The organism is Pseudarthrobacter sp. LMD1-1-1.1 (assembly GCF_040676255.1).
Lineage (GTDB): Bacteria > Actinomycetota > Actinomycetes > Actinomycetales > Micrococcaceae > Arthrobacter.
The window spans coordinates 99,677-114,723 of sequence record NZ_JBEGHP010000001.1 but is presented as its reverse complement, the minus strand read 5'-3'; the positions used below and the strand labels follow the sequence as shown (position 1 = coordinate 114,723).

12 protein-coding genes are annotated in these 15,047 nt (G+C 65.7%); 3 read left to right on the top strand and 9 right to left on the bottom strand.

Going from position 1 to position 15,047, the window contains the following annotated elements:
* Positions 1-91 precede the first annotated feature (91 nt).
* Positions 92-757 carry a YesL family protein gene (locus tag MRBLMD1_RS00535; RefSeq protein ID WP_364396447.1) on the bottom strand — a complete coding sequence of 222 codons (666 nt, stop codon included), beginning with the start codon at positions 755-757 and terminating at the stop codon, positions 92-94.
* 255 nt (positions 758-1,012) lie between these two features.
* Here MRBLMD1_RS00535 and MRBLMD1_RS00530 point away from each other — a divergent pair, with 255 nt between their 5' ends.
* On the top strand, positions 1,013-2,218 hold the full coding sequence (locus tag MRBLMD1_RS00530) for a Gfo/Idh/MocA family protein (protein ID WP_364396444.1): 1,206 nt from the start codon (positions 1,013-1,015) through the stop codon (positions 2,216-2,218).
* Between the two features lie 6 nt (positions 2,219-2,224).
* Here MRBLMD1_RS00530 and MRBLMD1_RS00525 read toward each other — a convergent pair whose 3' ends face one another.
* From MRBLMD1_RS00525 to MRBLMD1_RS00505, 5 genes are read right to left on the bottom strand one after another with little or no spacing between them, the layout of a single operon-like run.
* On the bottom strand, positions 2,225-3,523 hold the full coding sequence (locus MRBLMD1_RS00525; RefSeq protein WP_364396441.1) for an MFS transporter: 1,299 nt from the start codon (positions 3,521-3,523) through the stop codon (positions 2,225-2,227).
* Between the two features lie 2 nt (positions 3,524-3,525).
* Positions 3,526-4,158: a Poxvirus protein I5 gene (locus MRBLMD1_RS00520; protein WP_307489175.1), complete on the bottom strand. Its 633-nt coding sequence runs from the start codon at positions 4,156-4,158 to the stop codon at positions 3,526-3,528.
* Between the two features lie 10 nt (positions 4,159-4,168).
* Positions 4,169-5,086, bottom strand: a complete 918-nt coding sequence (locus tag MRBLMD1_RS00515; RefSeq protein ID WP_364396438.1) for a carbohydrate ABC transporter permease — start codon at positions 5,084-5,086, stop codon at positions 4,169-4,171.
* The gene (locus tag MRBLMD1_RS00510; RefSeq protein WP_159630789.1) at positions 5,083-6,036 is read right to left on the bottom strand and encodes a carbohydrate ABC transporter permease; all 954 of its coding nucleotides are present in this window, start codon (positions 6,034-6,036) and stop codon (positions 5,083-5,085) included. The genes MRBLMD1_RS00515 and MRBLMD1_RS00510 overlap by 4 nt, the downstream gene beginning before the upstream one ends.
* Before the next feature lie 50 nt (positions 6,037-6,086).
* A complete protein-coding gene (locus tag MRBLMD1_RS00505) occupies positions 6,087-7,376 on the bottom strand; it encodes an ABC transporter substrate-binding protein (RefSeq protein WP_159630787.1) in 1,290 nt (429 codons plus the stop codon).
* A 176-nt stretch (positions 7,377-7,552) separates the two neighbouring features.
* On the opposite strand from MRBLMD1_RS00505, the gene MRBLMD1_RS00500 reads away from it, so the two are divergent.
* Positions 7,553-9,568, top strand: a complete 2,016-nt coding sequence (locus MRBLMD1_RS00500; RefSeq protein WP_364396434.1) for a beta-galactosidase — start codon at positions 7,553-7,555, stop codon at positions 9,566-9,568.
* A gap of 136 nt (positions 9,569-9,704) precedes the next feature.
* Entirely contained in the window at positions 9,705-11,207 is a 1,503-nt protein-coding gene (locus MRBLMD1_RS00495) for an HNH endonuclease (RefSeq protein WP_364396431.1), read from the top strand.
* Between the two features lie 191 nt (positions 11,208-11,398).
* Here the strand turns inward: MRBLMD1_RS00495 and MRBLMD1_RS00490 are convergent, their stop codons facing one another.
* The 3 genes from MRBLMD1_RS00490 to MRBLMD1_RS00480 form a co-directional block, all read right to left on the bottom strand.
* Positions 11,399-12,787 carry an ABC transporter substrate-binding protein gene (locus MRBLMD1_RS00490; protein WP_414703651.1) on the bottom strand — a complete coding sequence of 463 codons (1,389 nt, stop codon included), beginning with the start codon at positions 12,785-12,787 and terminating at the stop codon, positions 11,399-11,401.
* 250 nt (positions 12,788-13,037) lie between these two features.
* A complete protein-coding gene (locus MRBLMD1_RS00485; protein WP_159630781.1) occupies positions 13,038-13,982 on the bottom strand; it encodes a carbohydrate ABC transporter permease in 945 nt (314 codons plus the stop codon).
* On the bottom strand, positions 13,972-14,916 hold the full coding sequence (locus MRBLMD1_RS00480; RefSeq protein WP_159630779.1) for a carbohydrate ABC transporter permease: 945 nt from the start codon (positions 14,914-14,916) through the stop codon (positions 13,972-13,974). Before MRBLMD1_RS00480 ends, MRBLMD1_RS00485 begins: the two co-directional genes overlap by 11 nt.
* Between the last annotated feature and the right edge of the window lie 131 nt (positions 14,917-15,047).

The window sequence follows — 15,047 nt, the reverse complement described above, 5'->3', positions numbered from 1 at the left end:
TGGGCCGGCTGGCCTACGGTTTTGATACGTTTCATTCCTGCGTCCGCCCAGGGCAGCGCCCACCGTCGGCAACCAACGGCGGGGAGCAGCGTCAGGCGGTGGCCCCCTGCAGGGCGGTGCGCGCGGCAGGCTCCCCCGCTGCGGCCACCGACTCGTCATTGGCCGCGAAGAAGCGGTCACACAACCAGCCGGTGAGGTAGAGCCAGGCCCCGATGCTGAAGAACGGAACCAGGCCCGGAAGGCAACTGCTGGCGTAAAGTACCGCGGCGGAAACGAAGAGCAGGATGACCGTTCCCGCCAGGTGCCGCACGGCGAACCGGGACGACATCAGCAGGTACTGGAACAGGGGCAACTCGTACCGGGCATACATGGGGAACACGTAGCAAACGGCCCCCGCCAGGAAGATTGCGGCAACCAGGATGCCGACGGCCATGAACTGCGCCAGGACTCCCCTGCCTCCCGAAAAATAGTTCCAGTTCAGGACAAGGGCCGCCGCGGCGGCCATGACCGGAAGCGCCAGGGCGTTGGCCCGGAGGAAGTTGCGGAAGTACGCGGAGGCAAACCCCCGCAGCAGCGGAACAGCATCGCCTGCGGCCCGCTTGCGCACCGCAATCTGTGCCGCGGCGGTGGCCGGACCTGCACCAAAAATGCCAAAACCCAGCAGGGTGAAGGCGATCCACAGCAGGTTCAGGCCGGCGATCCACACGAGCGTGTCAAAAAATGAGTAGGCGCGCGCACTGAAGGTCCCGGACAGCATGGCACGGCTCCCTTCTGTTCTCCATCGTTGCAGAGGCGAAGCGGAAAGTGTCCCGCATCACGCCGGTAATCGGTTTCTCGAAAATGTAGACCCACCGTCCGTCCACGGTCAAGCGGAATTTTGAATCGTTACATAGCTGGACGGCGACTTGCCGTGTGCCGCACACTAAAAGGTGGAAAGCGCTTGCTGACTCGATGCACGCGCAGATGATGCCGGTGCCCGCAAGGCGGGAGCCGGTGGGCAGAACGGAGAACCATGGAAACGGCAACGGAAGCCGCCGGCAGCGCCGCCGCGGCTTCAGCAACAACCCCGGCACGGGTTGCACTGGTGGGAGTGCACGGCTTCGGCACCCACCACCTGCGGAACCTCCAGCGCCTGCAGGCGGCAGGCAGTGTCAGCCTGGTCGCCGTGGCGGACCCGCAGCCCCCGGCACCCGGCGCCCTCCCGCCGTCGGCCGCCGTCTACCCGGGGCTCGAGGAGCTCCTCACCGCCACCCGGGACCTGGACCTGGTCATCGTGGCCACACCCATCCAGACGCATGCCCCGCTGGCCCTGGCCGCCCTGGCCACTGACGCTGAGCTGTACCTTGAGAAGCCACCCGTCGCCTCCCTGGCCGACTTCAACCGGTTGTGCACGGCAGCCGCCAGGTCCGGTCGCGGGGTGCAGATCGGCTTCCAGAGCCTGGGCTCGCACGCGCTTGGAGCCATCGAAGAACTGCTCGCCGCCGGGACCATCGGAACACTGGAGGGCATCTCCGCCACCGGCCGCTGGGTCCGGGACCGGGCCTACTTCACGCGCTCCCGTTGGGCAGGAAAACGCAGCATTAATGGTGTGGATGTGGTGGATGGCGTGGCCACCAACCCCTTGGCGCACGCGGTGGCAACCGCCCTCCGGATTGCCGGGGCGCGCACCACAGCAGACCTCGCATCAGTGGAAACCGAGCTGTACCGGGCCAATGACATCGAGTCGGATGACACCTCCGTGATCCGGATCCGCACCGCCTCGGGCCTGCCCATCACCTGCGCCCTGACCATCTGCGCCGCGGAATCCATTGAACCGTACGTCACACTGCAGGGTTCGGCCGGCACGGCGGTGTTCCACTACACCGAGGACCGGCTGACGGTGGAGACGGTGGCCGGGCGCACGGAGGAAACCTTCGGCCGGGACGACCTGACGGAGAATCTCCTGGCCCACCGCGGCCACGGCGCTCCGCTGGCCAGCAGCCTGGCGGACAGCGGAGCCTTCATGCTGGTGCTGGAAGCCATCCGGACCGCACCGCCGCCCGCCCCCATCGATCCCGCCTGCGTCCGCTGGGAAGGCGAAGGAGACGCTGCGCATGCCGTGGTGGTAGGCATCGAGGAAGCCCTGGAGCGCGCCGGCCGGCAGCATGCCACGTTCAGCGAAATTGGGCTCCCCTGGGCTGTGACCGCGCCGGTGGCCTTCGACATCCCCGCGTCCTGATGCGGTTCAGGACCCGGCGGCGCCGCCGGGTCCTTCACTCCGCGCGGCAACACCCCGGCGCCGTCCGTGGCGCCACAGGAGCAGGCCTACCACGGCCGCGGAGAGCATGCCCAGTCCGCCGGTGACCACCAGCCCGGTCCGGACGCCGAACTGTTCCGTCAACCAGCCCGCCAGGAGGCCGCCGCAGGCGTGCCCGCCCAGCAGGAGCGGAAGGTACAGGGCCATCACCCGGCCGCGGATGGCAGGCCCGGCCTCGAGCTGGACGGCCGTGGCTGCGCTGGTGAGGAACAGCAACGTCATGATGCCCACCACAGCCAGCATCGCCACAAACAAAACCAGGGTGGGCATCAGGGCGGCCACCAGCTGGGACAGCCCAAAAAGCCCCGCCGCGGCCACAATGCCCCTGCGCCCCATGGTCCCCAGCCGGGCTGCCAGGAGGGCACCGGCCAGGGCGCCACCGGCGCTGACCATGTTGAAGAGGCCAAAGCCCTCCACGCCGTTGTGCCACACGTCCTGGGCGAAGGCCGCGAGGACCACCGGCCCGTTCATGCCGAAGGCGCCCAGCAGGCCGGCCAGCAGGATGAGGAGCAGCAGGCGCGGGCGTTCACGGACGTAGCGGAAGCCGGCAAGCACCTGCCCGCGGCCCCGCTCGGCGGGTGTACCGGGATGCAGTTCGTGCGGCCGGATGCCGGCGATCAGGCCCAGCACCACTAACCCGATCACTGCGTTTGAGGCGAAGGCGGCGGCCGGCCCTGCCTGCGCGATCAGCACGCCGCCCAGCGCGGGGCCGGCCATGGCGCCCAGCTGGGCGAGGGCGTTGTTCAGTCCGATGGCGGGACGCAGGGCGGCGTCGCCCACCACCTCATTGACGAAGACCTGGCGGGTGGGCTGGTCAACCGCCGCGGTGATGCCCAGCGCCATGCAGCTGGCGTAAACAACCCAGACCGTAATGGTGCCGCTGGCAGCCCAGGCCGCCAGCCCAAGGCCGAGCAGCACAATGACGGACTGGCACACCATCATGATCCTGCGCTTGGGGAAGATGTCCACCACCAGGCCGGCAAGCGGCCCCACCACGAGCATGGGCAGGAACTGAAGGGCGACGGCGGCCCCCACCGCTGCCGGGCTCCCCGTCAGTTGCAGCACCAGCCAGTCCTGCGCCAGCCGCTGCATCCAGACGCCAAGGCTGCCGGCGAGCTGCATGCCCAGGAAGAGCCGGTAGTTGTGCTGCTTAAGGGGGTGGAACCAGCGCGGCTGGCTGATACCCGGGCGTGCAGACGGTGCGGGGCGGGTGCGGCGGGACGGCACGGTCAGCGTCGGGCGCGGCTGGAGCGCAGTTTCACTGCGGCGGCGGCAAGGATCAGGGTACCGGGGACCACGACAAAGAGCGCGGCGAGCATCCAGACAAACACCACGGCGCAGAACAGGGCGGCCGCCAGGAGCAGGGACCCCGTCCAGTCGCGCAGGGACACGTCCTTACCCACCTGGAGGGCCTGGTGCCAGGTGTCCTTGCCCGTGGCACCGGAAGCCGTGGCGTCGGACCAGGCGGATGCGGTGCGCAGGAGCAGGATGGCGCCGCAGCCGGCGAGTATCAGCGTGGCTGGAAGGACCACTTCGCGGCCCGGCAGCTGCCCCACCCATGCGAGCAGGAGGTTGAGGACAATCACGACGCCGGCTCCCGCCGTCGTGATTCCCAGCTTCCAGCTGCCCGGCAGGGCAGCCTTGAACAGGCTCCACAGCCCCCGGACGGAATCGTCCCTGCCATTGAGGTGCCGTTCAAGGTGCGCGGTCCCGGCCGCGTAGGCGGCGGGGATGGTGGCCAGCGGTATGGACAGCACCAGCACCAGCACCCCCGCCAGGAGGGTTTCGGAGAACAGGGCGAACCGGTTCACCGGGATTGGTTCGTGGCCTGGGGCGGATGTGGTGCTGTCCATGGCGCTCATTGTCCTTTGCCTAGCCCTTCAGTCCCTGGGTGGAGACGCCTTCGACGATGTAGCGCTGGAAGATCAGGAAGAAGATCAGCACAGGCAGCAGGGCCAGGACGGACATGGCGATCATGGCGCCGTAGTCGGAGGACTGGGTCTGGTCCACGAACAGCCGCAGGGCCAGCGGCAGCGGGTACTTGTCCGGGGTGTTCAGGTACAGCAGCGGGCCCAGGAAATCGTTCCAGCTCCAGATGAAGGAGAAGATGGAGGTGGAGATGAGGGCCGGCTTCATCAGCGGCAGCATGATGGATCCAAAGATCCGGGCGTGCCCCGCCCCGTCGATCCTGGCGGCTTCATCCAGTTCCGCGGGCAGGCCGCGCATGAACTGGACCATCAGGAAGACGAAGAACGCGTCCCCGGCCAGGAACTTGCCGATCAGCAGCGGGACGTAGGTGTCCACCAGGCCCAGCTGCTGGAAGATGATGTACTGCGGGATGATCACCACGTGGAAGGGCAGCAGCAGGGTGGCGATCATCATGCCGAAGAACAGGCTGCGGCCGGGAAAGTTGATCCGGGCGAACGCGTACGCCGACACGCTCGCGGACAGGATGGTCCCGACGACGGCGCCGAGGGCCAGGATCAGCGAGTTGGTGAAGAACTGCAGGGTGGACACCCCGCCGATCCCCTCCATGGCGGTCACGAAGTTATCGAAGCTGAAGTTGTTTGACCACAGCGACGTGTTCTGGCCGCCGATCTCCGAGTTGGGCTTGAAGGACGAGGCGATCATCCACAGGCCGGGGTAGAGGACGATGGCAGTGAGGACAAGGGCCACCAGGTGGAAGATGGCGCTCTTGGCCCGTTTGGCCCCCACCGATTCGGATTTCGGGTTGTAGGCCGGGGCGGCGGCGTCCGGGGTGGACTGGGTGGGCGTTGCCGTGGTTGTCATTTTGAATCACCGCTGTAGTGGACCCAGGACTTGGACGTGCGGAAGAAGATCAGGGTGATGATGCCCACCACGATCACCAGCAGCCATGCCATGGCCGAGGCGTAGCCCATCCGGAAATCGCTGAAGCCCCGCAGGTACAGGTAGAGGGTGTAGAAGAGGGTGGATCCGGCGGGGCCGCCGTCACCGTTGGAGATGATGTAGGCCGACGCGAAGATCTGGAACGCGTGGATGGTTTCCATGAGGAGGTTGAAGAAGATCACCGGGGAGAGCATGGGCCAGGTGATGTTGAAGAACTTGCGCACCGGGCCGGCACCGTCCATTGACGCTGCCTCGTAGAGCTCACCGGGGATCTGCTTGAGGCCGGCCAGGAAGATCACCATCGGGGCGCCGAACTGCCACACGGTCAGGAGAATGAACATCGGCATGGTCATCGAGGGGTTGCCCACCCAGCCGCCCAGGTTGATCCCGAAGAAAGACAGGCCCTGGTCCACCGGCCCGGAATCGCCGAACATGGCCTTCCAGACGATGGCGATGGAGACGGACGCACCGATCAGGGACGGGGCGTAGAAGGCAGAACGGTAGAAGCCCTGGCCGCGGCGCTTGCTGTTCAGCAGCATGGCCACCGCCAGTGCCGCCGCGAGCTTCAAGGGGGTACCGAACACCACGTAGCCCACGGTCACGCCCACGGACTGCAGGAAGCGTTCGTCCTGGAACAGGGTGGTGTAGTTGTCCAGGCCGATCCACTTGGGCGGCTCGAACAGGTTGTAGTTGGTGAAGGACAGGTACAGCGAGGAAATCATTGGCCCCACCGTGAGGGCAATGAATCCCAGCAGCCAGGGCAGCAGGAAGGTATAGCCGGCGCGGGCGTCCGAGCCCCGCTGCCGCGACTTGCGCGGCAGCGGGGAACCGGACGACGCCGGGCGCCTGCTCAGGGTTGGGGTTTGAGTCACAAGATCATTCCGTCAGTCGTAAAACCTGGGTGGGAGTGCACGGCGCCGGATCAGGCGTTCTGCTTGATGAGGTCTTCGGCTTCCTTGAACCACGCGTCGACGGCTCCGTCAACCGTGAGCTTGCCGTAGTTCAGGTCGGAGGCGATCCGGCCGAACGACGCTTCCAGCGTGCCGAAGCCAACGATGGGCGGCTCGGGAGCGTCCTTGAGGTACTGCGCAATTGATTTCTCGTAGTCCACCACGAGCTTGTCGGCGCCTTCGAACGTGGTGCCGTCGCGCTGGGTCTTGGAGGCCGGAACGCCGCGGGAGGTCTTGAAGATCTGGCCTACTTCGGGGTCGTTGACCATGAAGTCGATGAAGCGGGCGGCGGCGTCCTTGAACTTGGTCTTGGCACTGGCCACCATCAGCATGGAGGGCTTCAGGAACAGGCCCAGGTTGTTCGGGTCGTCCGACGGCACCGGAACAAGCTTGAGTGATTTGGCCCCGCTGTCGGCCAGGTAGCCCGCCATGAAGTTGTCCCAGGTGACCTCAGACGCTGTGACGTTGGAACCGAAAGGCGACTTGGGCTTGAGCTGGGTTACCCTGTCTTCCGGGACGAGGGCCTGCGTGCCGCGCAGCTTCGAGTTGAGGTTCCACCAGCTCTTCAAGTCGTCCTTGCTGAAACCAAGCTTCCCATCGCTGTTGAAGGCCTGGATGTTCTTCTGGCGGAGCCAGATGTTGAACTGCCACCACACGCCCGTGAAATCCGTGGAGCCGAACAGGGTCCCGTTGCCCTTGTCCCCTACCTCCTTCAGGAATGCCTGGTATTCCGACCAGGTCCAGCTGCCGTCCGGCTCCGCTATGCCCAGGGAGGCGAGTTTGGCGGGGTCGTAGTAGACGGCGAAGGCGTTGGTGCTGGTGGGAATGCCGTAAGTCTTGCCCTTGATCTGGCCGGAAGGCAGGAGTGACTTTTCGAAGGCGTCAGTGTTGATCTTGACCGTGCCCAGGTCCAGGAGCTGGTTGCGCTGGCCGTAGTCCCGCAGGTAGGACAGGTCCCACTGCATGACGTCGGGAAGACCGCCGCCGGCCGCCTCTGTGGCGCGCTTCTGCCAGTAGCCGGCGAAGTCCGTGAAGTTGCCGTTGACCTTGATGTCCGGGTTCTTCGACTCGAAGAGGGCAATGGCTTTGCGGGTGCGCTCGGCGCGGTCGTCGTTGCCCCACCAGGTGTAGTTGATGGTGACGGGTTTGTCGGCCGATCCGGTCTGGCCGGAAGAGCTGGATCCGTTCCCACAGGCCGACAGGGCTGCGGCAGATGCGGTGCCGATGGCCACGGTTGTGAGGAAATGCCTTCTGTTGATCACGGGAGCCTCCTTGCTCGATGTGTGTTGCCCTTCCGCTCCGCCTACAACGTGAGTAGTGAGCTGGCTTACACGGCTTCTGAAACGATACAATATCGGCATTCCCGGAATTGGGCAAGCGTTTTCCAAACGTCTGGCCAATGCCCCCGTTCCGCCTTGCGAGCAGACAAAGGAGTTACATGACACAGCAGGAAACCAGCTCCCCTTCGAGCGTTTGGAACAGGGTTGAGGGCCTGGCCTTCGGAGGTGATTACAACCCTGAGCAGTGGCCGGTGAGCATCCGCCTGGAAGATCTGGACCTCATGCGGGAAGCTGGCGTGAACTTCCTCAGCGTGGGGATCTTCTCCTGGGCGCTGCTGGAACCCGCCGAGGGGCAGTATGACTTCGGGTGGCTGGACGACGTGATGGACAACCTCGCAGGGATCGGCGTGAAGGTGGCACTGGCCACCGCCACGGCCGCTCCCCCTGCCTGGCTGGTCCGCAAGCACCCGGAGATCCTGCCGGTCACGGCTGACGGGACCGTGCTGGGACCGGGCTCGCGGCGGCACTACACGCCGTCGTCGTCCGTGTACCGGCGCTACGCCGCGGGCATCACGCGCGTCCTGGCCGAACGGTACAAGGACCACCCCGCGCTGGCCCTGTGGCACGTGGACAACGAACTGGGTTGCCACGTCTCCGAGTTCCACGGGGAGGAGGACGCCGCGGCCTTCCGTGCCTGGCTGGAGCGCCGGTACGGGAACATCGATGCGCTCAATGCCTCCTGGGGCACGGCGTTCTGGTCCCAGAACTACGGTTCCTTTGACGAAATCCTGCCGCCGTCTGTCGCCCCGTCCACGCTCAACCCGGGCCAGCAGCTGGACTTCCAGCGGTTCAGCTCCTGGGCCCTGATGGACTACTACCGGGACCTCGTGACGGTGCTGCGCGAAGTGACGCCGGACATCCCCTGCACCACCAACCTGATGGCCTCCAGCGCCACCAAGTCCATGGACTACTTCGACTGGGCCAAGGACCTGGACGTCATCGCCAATGACCACTATCTGGTGGCCGCTGACCCCGAACGGCACGTGGAACTCGCGTTCAGCGCGGACCTGACCCGCGGCATTGCGGGCGGTGACCCATGGATCCTGATGGAACATTCAACGTCGGCCGTGAACTGGCAGCCGCGCAACCAGCCCAAGATGCCCGGTGAGATGCTGCGCAACTCCCTGGCGCACGTGGCCCGCGGCGCCGACGCCGTCATGTTCTTCCAGTGGCGCCAAAGCTTCGCCGGCTCGGAAAAGTTCCATTCCGCGATGGTGCCGCACGGCGGACGGGACACGCGGGTGTGGCGCGAGGTGGTGGAGCTGGGCGCCGCGCTGAAGCGGCTGGAACCGGTGCGCGGTTCGCGGGTGCAGGCCCGGGCCGCCATTGTTTTTGACTATGAGGCGTGGTGGGCCAGCGAGATCGATTCGAAGCCCAGTATCGACGTGAAGTACCTGGACCTGCTGCGGGCGTTCCACCGCGCCCTGTTCCTCCGCGGGATCTCCGTGGACATGGTGCACCCGTCCGCGTCGCTGGATGGGTATGACCTGTTGCTGGTGTGCACGCTGTATGCGGTTTCGGATCGGAACGCCGCCAACATCGCTGCGGCCGCCGCAGCCGGGGCCACGGTGCTGGTGAGCTACTTCAGCGGGATCGTGGACATGCAGGACCACGTGCGGCTGGGCTGCTACCCCGGGGCGTTCCGCAACCTTTTGGGGGTGCGCGTGGAGGAGTTCCACCCGCTGCTTGCCGGGTCACAGCTTAAGCTCAGCGACGGGACGGTTTCCTCGGTGTGGAGCGAGCATGTCCATCTGGCCGGCGCGGAAGCGGTGCAGACCTTTACCGGGTACCCGCTGGAAGGAGTCCCTTCCCTTACCCGCCGGGCCGCGGGTTCCGGGGCGGCCTGGTACCTGGCCACCTTCCCCGATCCCGAGGGCATCGAGGCCGTCCTTGACCGGCTGCTCGCCGAGTCGGGCGTCACGCCGGTTGCCGACGCCGATCCCGGGGTGGAGCTGGTCCGCCGGATGGCCGCCGACGGACAAAGCTTCCTGTTCGCGACCAACCACACGCATTCGGCTGCCTCGGTTTCCGCCACGGGCACCGACCTGCTGACGGGCGAGCCATTCAGCGGTTCTGTTGCGCCGGGCGCCGTGGCAGTGGTTGCGGAGGGATAGGCAACCGCGCGTTCGGGAACGTTCGACGGCGGCCGGTTGCGGCGCGATCCAGGGGTACGCCTTCCGCGGGGGTGCGTTTTCCACATAGGGGTTTGAGCGAGCTGGGATTGTCAGAGGGTGCTGGAAGACTCTGGTTATGGAAGCGGTTGTGTGGGCGGCAGCAGTACTGAAGGCGGAACCTCAGGTGCCTTCCATCGCTGACGTCCTGGACCTGCTCGCCCGCGTCCCGGTCCCTGCGGATGGTGCGGGCATGATTGATCAGATTCGTGGGTTGGAGGATCTGAAGTCCCTGGCCGGTGCCCGGCAGGCTGATACCGCTGTCGCTTTTGATTTATCCCAGCGGCGGGAGCAGGCCGAGGCCGGGGTCCCGGCCTGCGAGCGGGGCGCCGGGGTCGCGGCGCAGATCGCGTTGGCCCGGCGCGAGTCCCCCGCCCGGGGTTCCCGGTTGCTCGGCCTGGCCAAAACCCTCACCGGCATGCCGCACACGTTCCAGGCGTTCCGGACCGGCCTGTTGAGCGAGTGGCGGGCCACGCTGATCGTGAAAGACACCATCTGCCTGAGCACCGAGGACCGGGCCGGGGTGGATGAGGAACTCGCCGCCGACACCGGCGCCCTGAACGGCCTGGGCGACAGGGCCATCATCGCCGCGGTCCGCGCCGCCGCGTACCGGCGGGACCCCGCCTCGGTCGCGAAGCGCGCCAGCCGGGCCGTGGGCGAGCGGTGCGTGAGCCTGCGCCCGGCCCCGGACACCATGACCTGCCTGACCGCGCTGCTCCCCGTCGCCCAGGGAGTCGCCGCGTACGCCGCGTTGTGCCGGGACGCCGACACCGCACGCTCGAACGGTGACGAGAGGTCCCGGGGGCAGGTCATGGCGGACACCCTCGTCGAACGCGTCACCGGCACCCCCGGCGGCGTGACCGGGGTTCAGATCCAGCTCGTCATGACCGACCACACCCTCCTGCAGGCCGGCGCCGAACCTGCACGGCTGCCCGGCTACGGCACCATCCCCGCCGAACAGGCACGGCACATCGCCCTCACTGGCGGATCCCCCGTGGCCACGGCCCCGGCGGCTGGGCCGGCGGGTGCGGAGGAACTGAAGCTGTGGGTGCGCCGGCTCTATACCGCTCCCGGCACCGGCGAGTTGGTGGCGATGGACTCCACAGCCCGGCTCTTCCCGGCAGCGCTGAAACGCTTCCTTCAAATCCGGGACAACACCTGCCGGACCCCCTACTGCGACGCCCCGATCAGGCACGACGACCATGTCGTCGCCTGGCACGACGGCGGCCCTACAAGCACCCGTAACGGGCAGGGCCTCTGCGAAGCCTGCAACCACACCAAAGAAGCCCCCGGCTGGGCCGCACAAACCGTCCCCGGCCCGCGGCACACGGTAGCGACCTGCACCCCAACCGGCCACACCTACCACTCCACCGCACCACCACTGCCCGGAACCGGCATGGGTAAGCGGCTCAATGAACAGCTTCTGCACGGGGAGTCCTCCCCACCCTGCCCTCCGGCACGAACCCTCTCCGTCCAGGTCCTGGGGCGGGTCCTGCCGTCCGAACCGGTCCGGCGTCCGGCTGAACCGGAACGACGACATAACGAGCTTCGGACCAGGCGAAGGGAACGCGCCGCCCCATAAAAGCTGCGCCATGGAACGCGGCTGCTGAATTCCACCACCCCGCCCGGGCAGCCTGACAACGGCGCTTTAAACAGCTCCACCCCGGAAGGAACCATGGGTTCCTTCCGGGGCAGAGCTGCCACCCGCCGTCGGACGTCTGTGATGAGGAGGCACCATACAGACGGTCCGGAGCCGTGTCGGCGGGGTGGGGACTAGCTGCTGATGGCGGACTTCATTTCATCGGTCGCCTTCTTGCCCGCATCCTCCGGGGACAGCCGCTCGAAGAGGACTTCGGAGGTATAGCGCTTGATGATTTCCTGGATGGCGCCCGCACCCTTCGGCGGCGGCGCCGGCGCCTCACCGAGCTCGTCCTTGATCTGGTCGATGAAGTTGACCACCTTGACGTCAGCCGGGGTCAGTTTCGGCTGGATGGCCGCCCGGACCTCGGAGTTGGGGTAGACGCCGCGGTCTGCAAGCAGGGCCTCGCCGGCCTTGACGTTATTGGTGAGGAAGTTGATGAACTTGGCGGTTTCCTGCGGGTGCTTGGTGCGCGATGATGCTGACCAGAACTGCGAGGCCTTGTACCAAAGCTCGGTGTCCGCGGACGATCCAGTCTTGGTGGGGAACCGCAGGATCTTCAAGTCCCCGCCGCTCGCCTTTTCCAAGGCCGGGGCCTGGTTGGACCACCAGAAGGCCATGCCGTTCTTGCCTGTTGCCAGTCCGCTCTGGTCAAGCGGGGCAGCCTCGGCCTCCACCACCTCGGATGCGGACGGCACTGCCTTGTCCTTGCTGAGCTTCTTCAGGAAAGCCCACCACTCGGCGATGTCGCCCGGCTCGAAGCCCAGCTTGCCGTCGGACGTATACAGCGACTTGCCGTCCTGGCGGAGCCAGACTCCCAGGGAAGCCTCGTCCGTTCCGTAGGCCGCTGCGCCATAGGTGCCCTTGGGCGACTTTGCAGTAATCTCGGCGGCGATCCGGCCAAAGTCCTCCCAGGTCCACTTGGTATCGTCCGGAAGCGGGACTCCGGCAGCCTGGAAGACGGCGGGGTTGGCCAGTATGGTTGCAGCATTGATGCCGGCGGCGATGCCGGTCAGCCCTTTTTCGCCCTTGCCTGCGTTCAGTGCTGCCTCGTCCAGCTTGGACGTGTCGATGTCGTACTTGGACAGGTCCAGAAGGGCACCCCGGCTTGAGTATTCCGTAATGTACTTTTCGTCCATCTGGATAATGTCGGGGGCATCGTTGGCCGCCACCTGCGTGGCCAGTTTGTCCCAGTAGCCGCTCCAGTCTCCAAACTCCGGCTTGATCTTGATCTTGGGGTTTTCGGCCTCGAACTGCTTGATTGCTTCCTGCGTCAGCTGCGCGCGCTTATCGCCGCCCCACCACGAGAAGCGGAGCTCGACGGTGCCATCCGCGTTCTGCGGGGCGGCTCCTCCACCGCAGGCACTGAGGGCCATGACGGCGGCGACGGCGGCGGCAACCGCGCCGGCCTTGCGGGTCCGGACACTGCGGGTTTGGACACGGCGGCGTTGGGGGTTAGGGCCTGAAGCGGGTGCCCCTGCTGTCTGCTTGGCAGCAGACGCAGGACGGGGAAAAAGCGGCACTGTGTACTCCGATCTTCGTTGATCCAGGTGCGGGTGATGGTCTCAGCTGTGTGGTTGAGGAGGGAACTCGGCGGCGGGACAGCGGCCTATCGGCTGTGCGCAGGTCCCTGAAAGCGCTTTCTGCTACAGATACTACAAGTTCGCTACTTGTAATACAAGATAGTCATGGCCGATGCCGGGGAATCTTTCGCCCAATGGCGAACGGCCCGCCACCAGGGCGGGCCGTCCGGACCGGCATCGTCTTCGCGGGCTACTTGATGCCCGTGGTGGCGATGCCCTTGATGAGGAACCGCTGGCCAAAGAGGAAGACCAGGAAGACCGGCAGCAGCGACACAATGGACATGGCGAACAGGGAACCCCAACTCGTGGCCGACTGGGAATCCACGAAAGCCCGGAGGGCCACCGGAACGGTGAACATGTCCGGATCGGTGAGGTAGATCAGGGCACCAAAGAAGTCGTTCCAGGTCCAGATGAAGGTGAAGATGGTAGTGGTGGCCAGCGCCGGCACCATCAGCGGCAGGATGACCCGAAGGAAGATGCGCGGATGTCCGGCACCGTCGATTCGTGCAGCTTCATCAAGTTCGCGCGGAATACCGCGGATGAACTGAACCATGAGGAAGACGAAGAACGCGTCCGTGGCCAGCAGCTTGGGCACCAGCAGCGGCCAGAAGGTGTTCACCCAGCCGATCTGCGAGAACAGGATGTACTGCGGGACGATCACCACGTGGAACGGCAGCATGATGGTGAGAAGCATGATGCCAAAGAACAGCTTCTTTCCCGTGAACTGGAGCCGGGCAAAGGCGTAGGCGGCCATGGAACAGGAAACGAGGTTTCCCAGAATGGAGCCGATCACCACGATGGCCGAGTTCAGCATGTAGTGGCCAAAGGGGTGGGTCAGGGCTGACCAGCCGGAGGTGTAGTTGCTCATTTCCAGGCTGTTGAGCCAGAGGCCCGGCTCCCGGAAGATCATCTCGTTCGGCCGCAGCGACGACACCACCATCCACAGGAGTGGATAGATCATCAGCGCGCCGGCCAGGATCAGGATGCCGTGCTTCATGAGTGATTTGCCCCGCTGGGCCCGGCTGAAGGCCAGGGTTCCCCGGGACTCGCGGACCCGCGGCTTGCGGTTGTTAGGCTTGCCGGCACCCGCGGTCTTCTTGTCCGCGGCGGGCAGCGTCTCCAGGTTAGTCGTCATAGAAAACCCAATACTTAGAAGCGATGAAGTTGATGGCGGTAAAGACGCCGATGATGAGCAGCAGCACCCATGCCATGGCGGACGCGTAGCCCATGTCGAACTGGCCGAAGCCCTTTTGGTACAGGTACAGGGTGAAGAACATGGTGGAGTCTGAGGGCCCGCCGTTGCCGCCGGAGACGATGAACGCCTGAGTGAAGGACTGGAAGGAACCGATGATCTGCAGCACCAGGTTGAAGAAGATGATCGGGCTCAGCATCGGCATGGTGATCCGCCAGAACTGCTGGAGCGTGCTGGCACCATCCACTTTGGCGGCTTCGTAGTACATCGCGGGGATCTGCCGCAGGCCTGCCAGGAAGATGATCATGGGTGCGCCGAACGTCCAGACGTGGAGCAGGATGATCGATCCCAAAGCGGTGCTGGGATCCGAGATCCAGCCCGGCCCCTGGATTCCAAACATGGCCAGGACCTGGTTGACCAGGCCCGTGGTGCCAAATATCTGCTTCCACAGGATGGCCACGGCAACGGATCCGCCCAGGAGGGACGGCAAGTAGAACACCGAACGGTAGAACGGGAGGCCGCGGAGGCCCTTGTCCAGCACGAGGGCAATGAGCAGTGCAACGGCGAGCTGCAGGGGGACGCCGACGAAGACATAGGTGAAGGTGACCCGCAGCGAGTTGTGCAGCCGGGCGTCACTGAGCATCCGGGTGAAGTTGTCCAGCCCGGTCCATTCCGGCGGCTGGAGCAGGTTGTAGTCCGTAAAGGACAGGTAGAGGGACATCAGCATCGGGCCGATGGTGATGGCCACCAGGCCCACCAGCCATGGCAGCAGGAAGATGTAGGCGGCCTTGTTATCCCGCCTGTTGGCCTTCTTTTCCTCGGCGGTGACTCTGCCCTTCCGCCGGGTAATGGAGCTGAGCTCGCTGATGGCGCTCACCGAAGCTGCTCCGTCCGAGACAGGCACACTGCGTCCGGCGCCAGGGCCGGACGCTGCGTCCTGGGGATGTGTTTTGCGGCCATGTGGTCTCCTTTGGTCATCGTGGCCTCCACGTTGCGGTCATCGCCAGG

Coding starts and splice junctions, on each gene's coding strand:
- MRBLMD1_RS00530 (WP_364396444.1), top strand. CDS start 1,013: ATGGAAACGGCAACGGAAGCCGCCGGCAGCGCCGCCGCGGCTTCAGCA.
- MRBLMD1_RS00515 (WP_364396438.1), bottom strand. CDS start 5,086: ATGACAACCACGGCAACGCCCACCCAGTCCACCCCGGACGCCGCCGCC.
- MRBLMD1_RS00495 (WP_364396431.1), top strand. CDS start 9,705: ATGGAAGCGGTTGTGTGGGCGGCAGCAGTACTGAAGGCGGAACCTCAG.
- MRBLMD1_RS00520 (WP_307489175.1), bottom strand. CDS start 4,158: ATGAGCGCCATGGACAGCACCACATCCGCCCCAGGCCACGAACCAATC.
- MRBLMD1_RS00500 (WP_364396434.1), top strand. CDS start 7,553: ATGACACAGCAGGAAACCAGCTCCCCTTCGAGCGTTTGGAACAGGGTT.
- MRBLMD1_RS00535 (WP_364396447.1), bottom strand. CDS start 757: ATGCTGTCCGGGACCTTCAGTGCGCGCGCCTACTCATTTTTTGACACG.
- MRBLMD1_RS00485 (WP_159630781.1), bottom strand. CDS start 13,982: ATGACGACTAACCTGGAGACGCTGCCCGCCGCGGACAAGAAGACCGCG.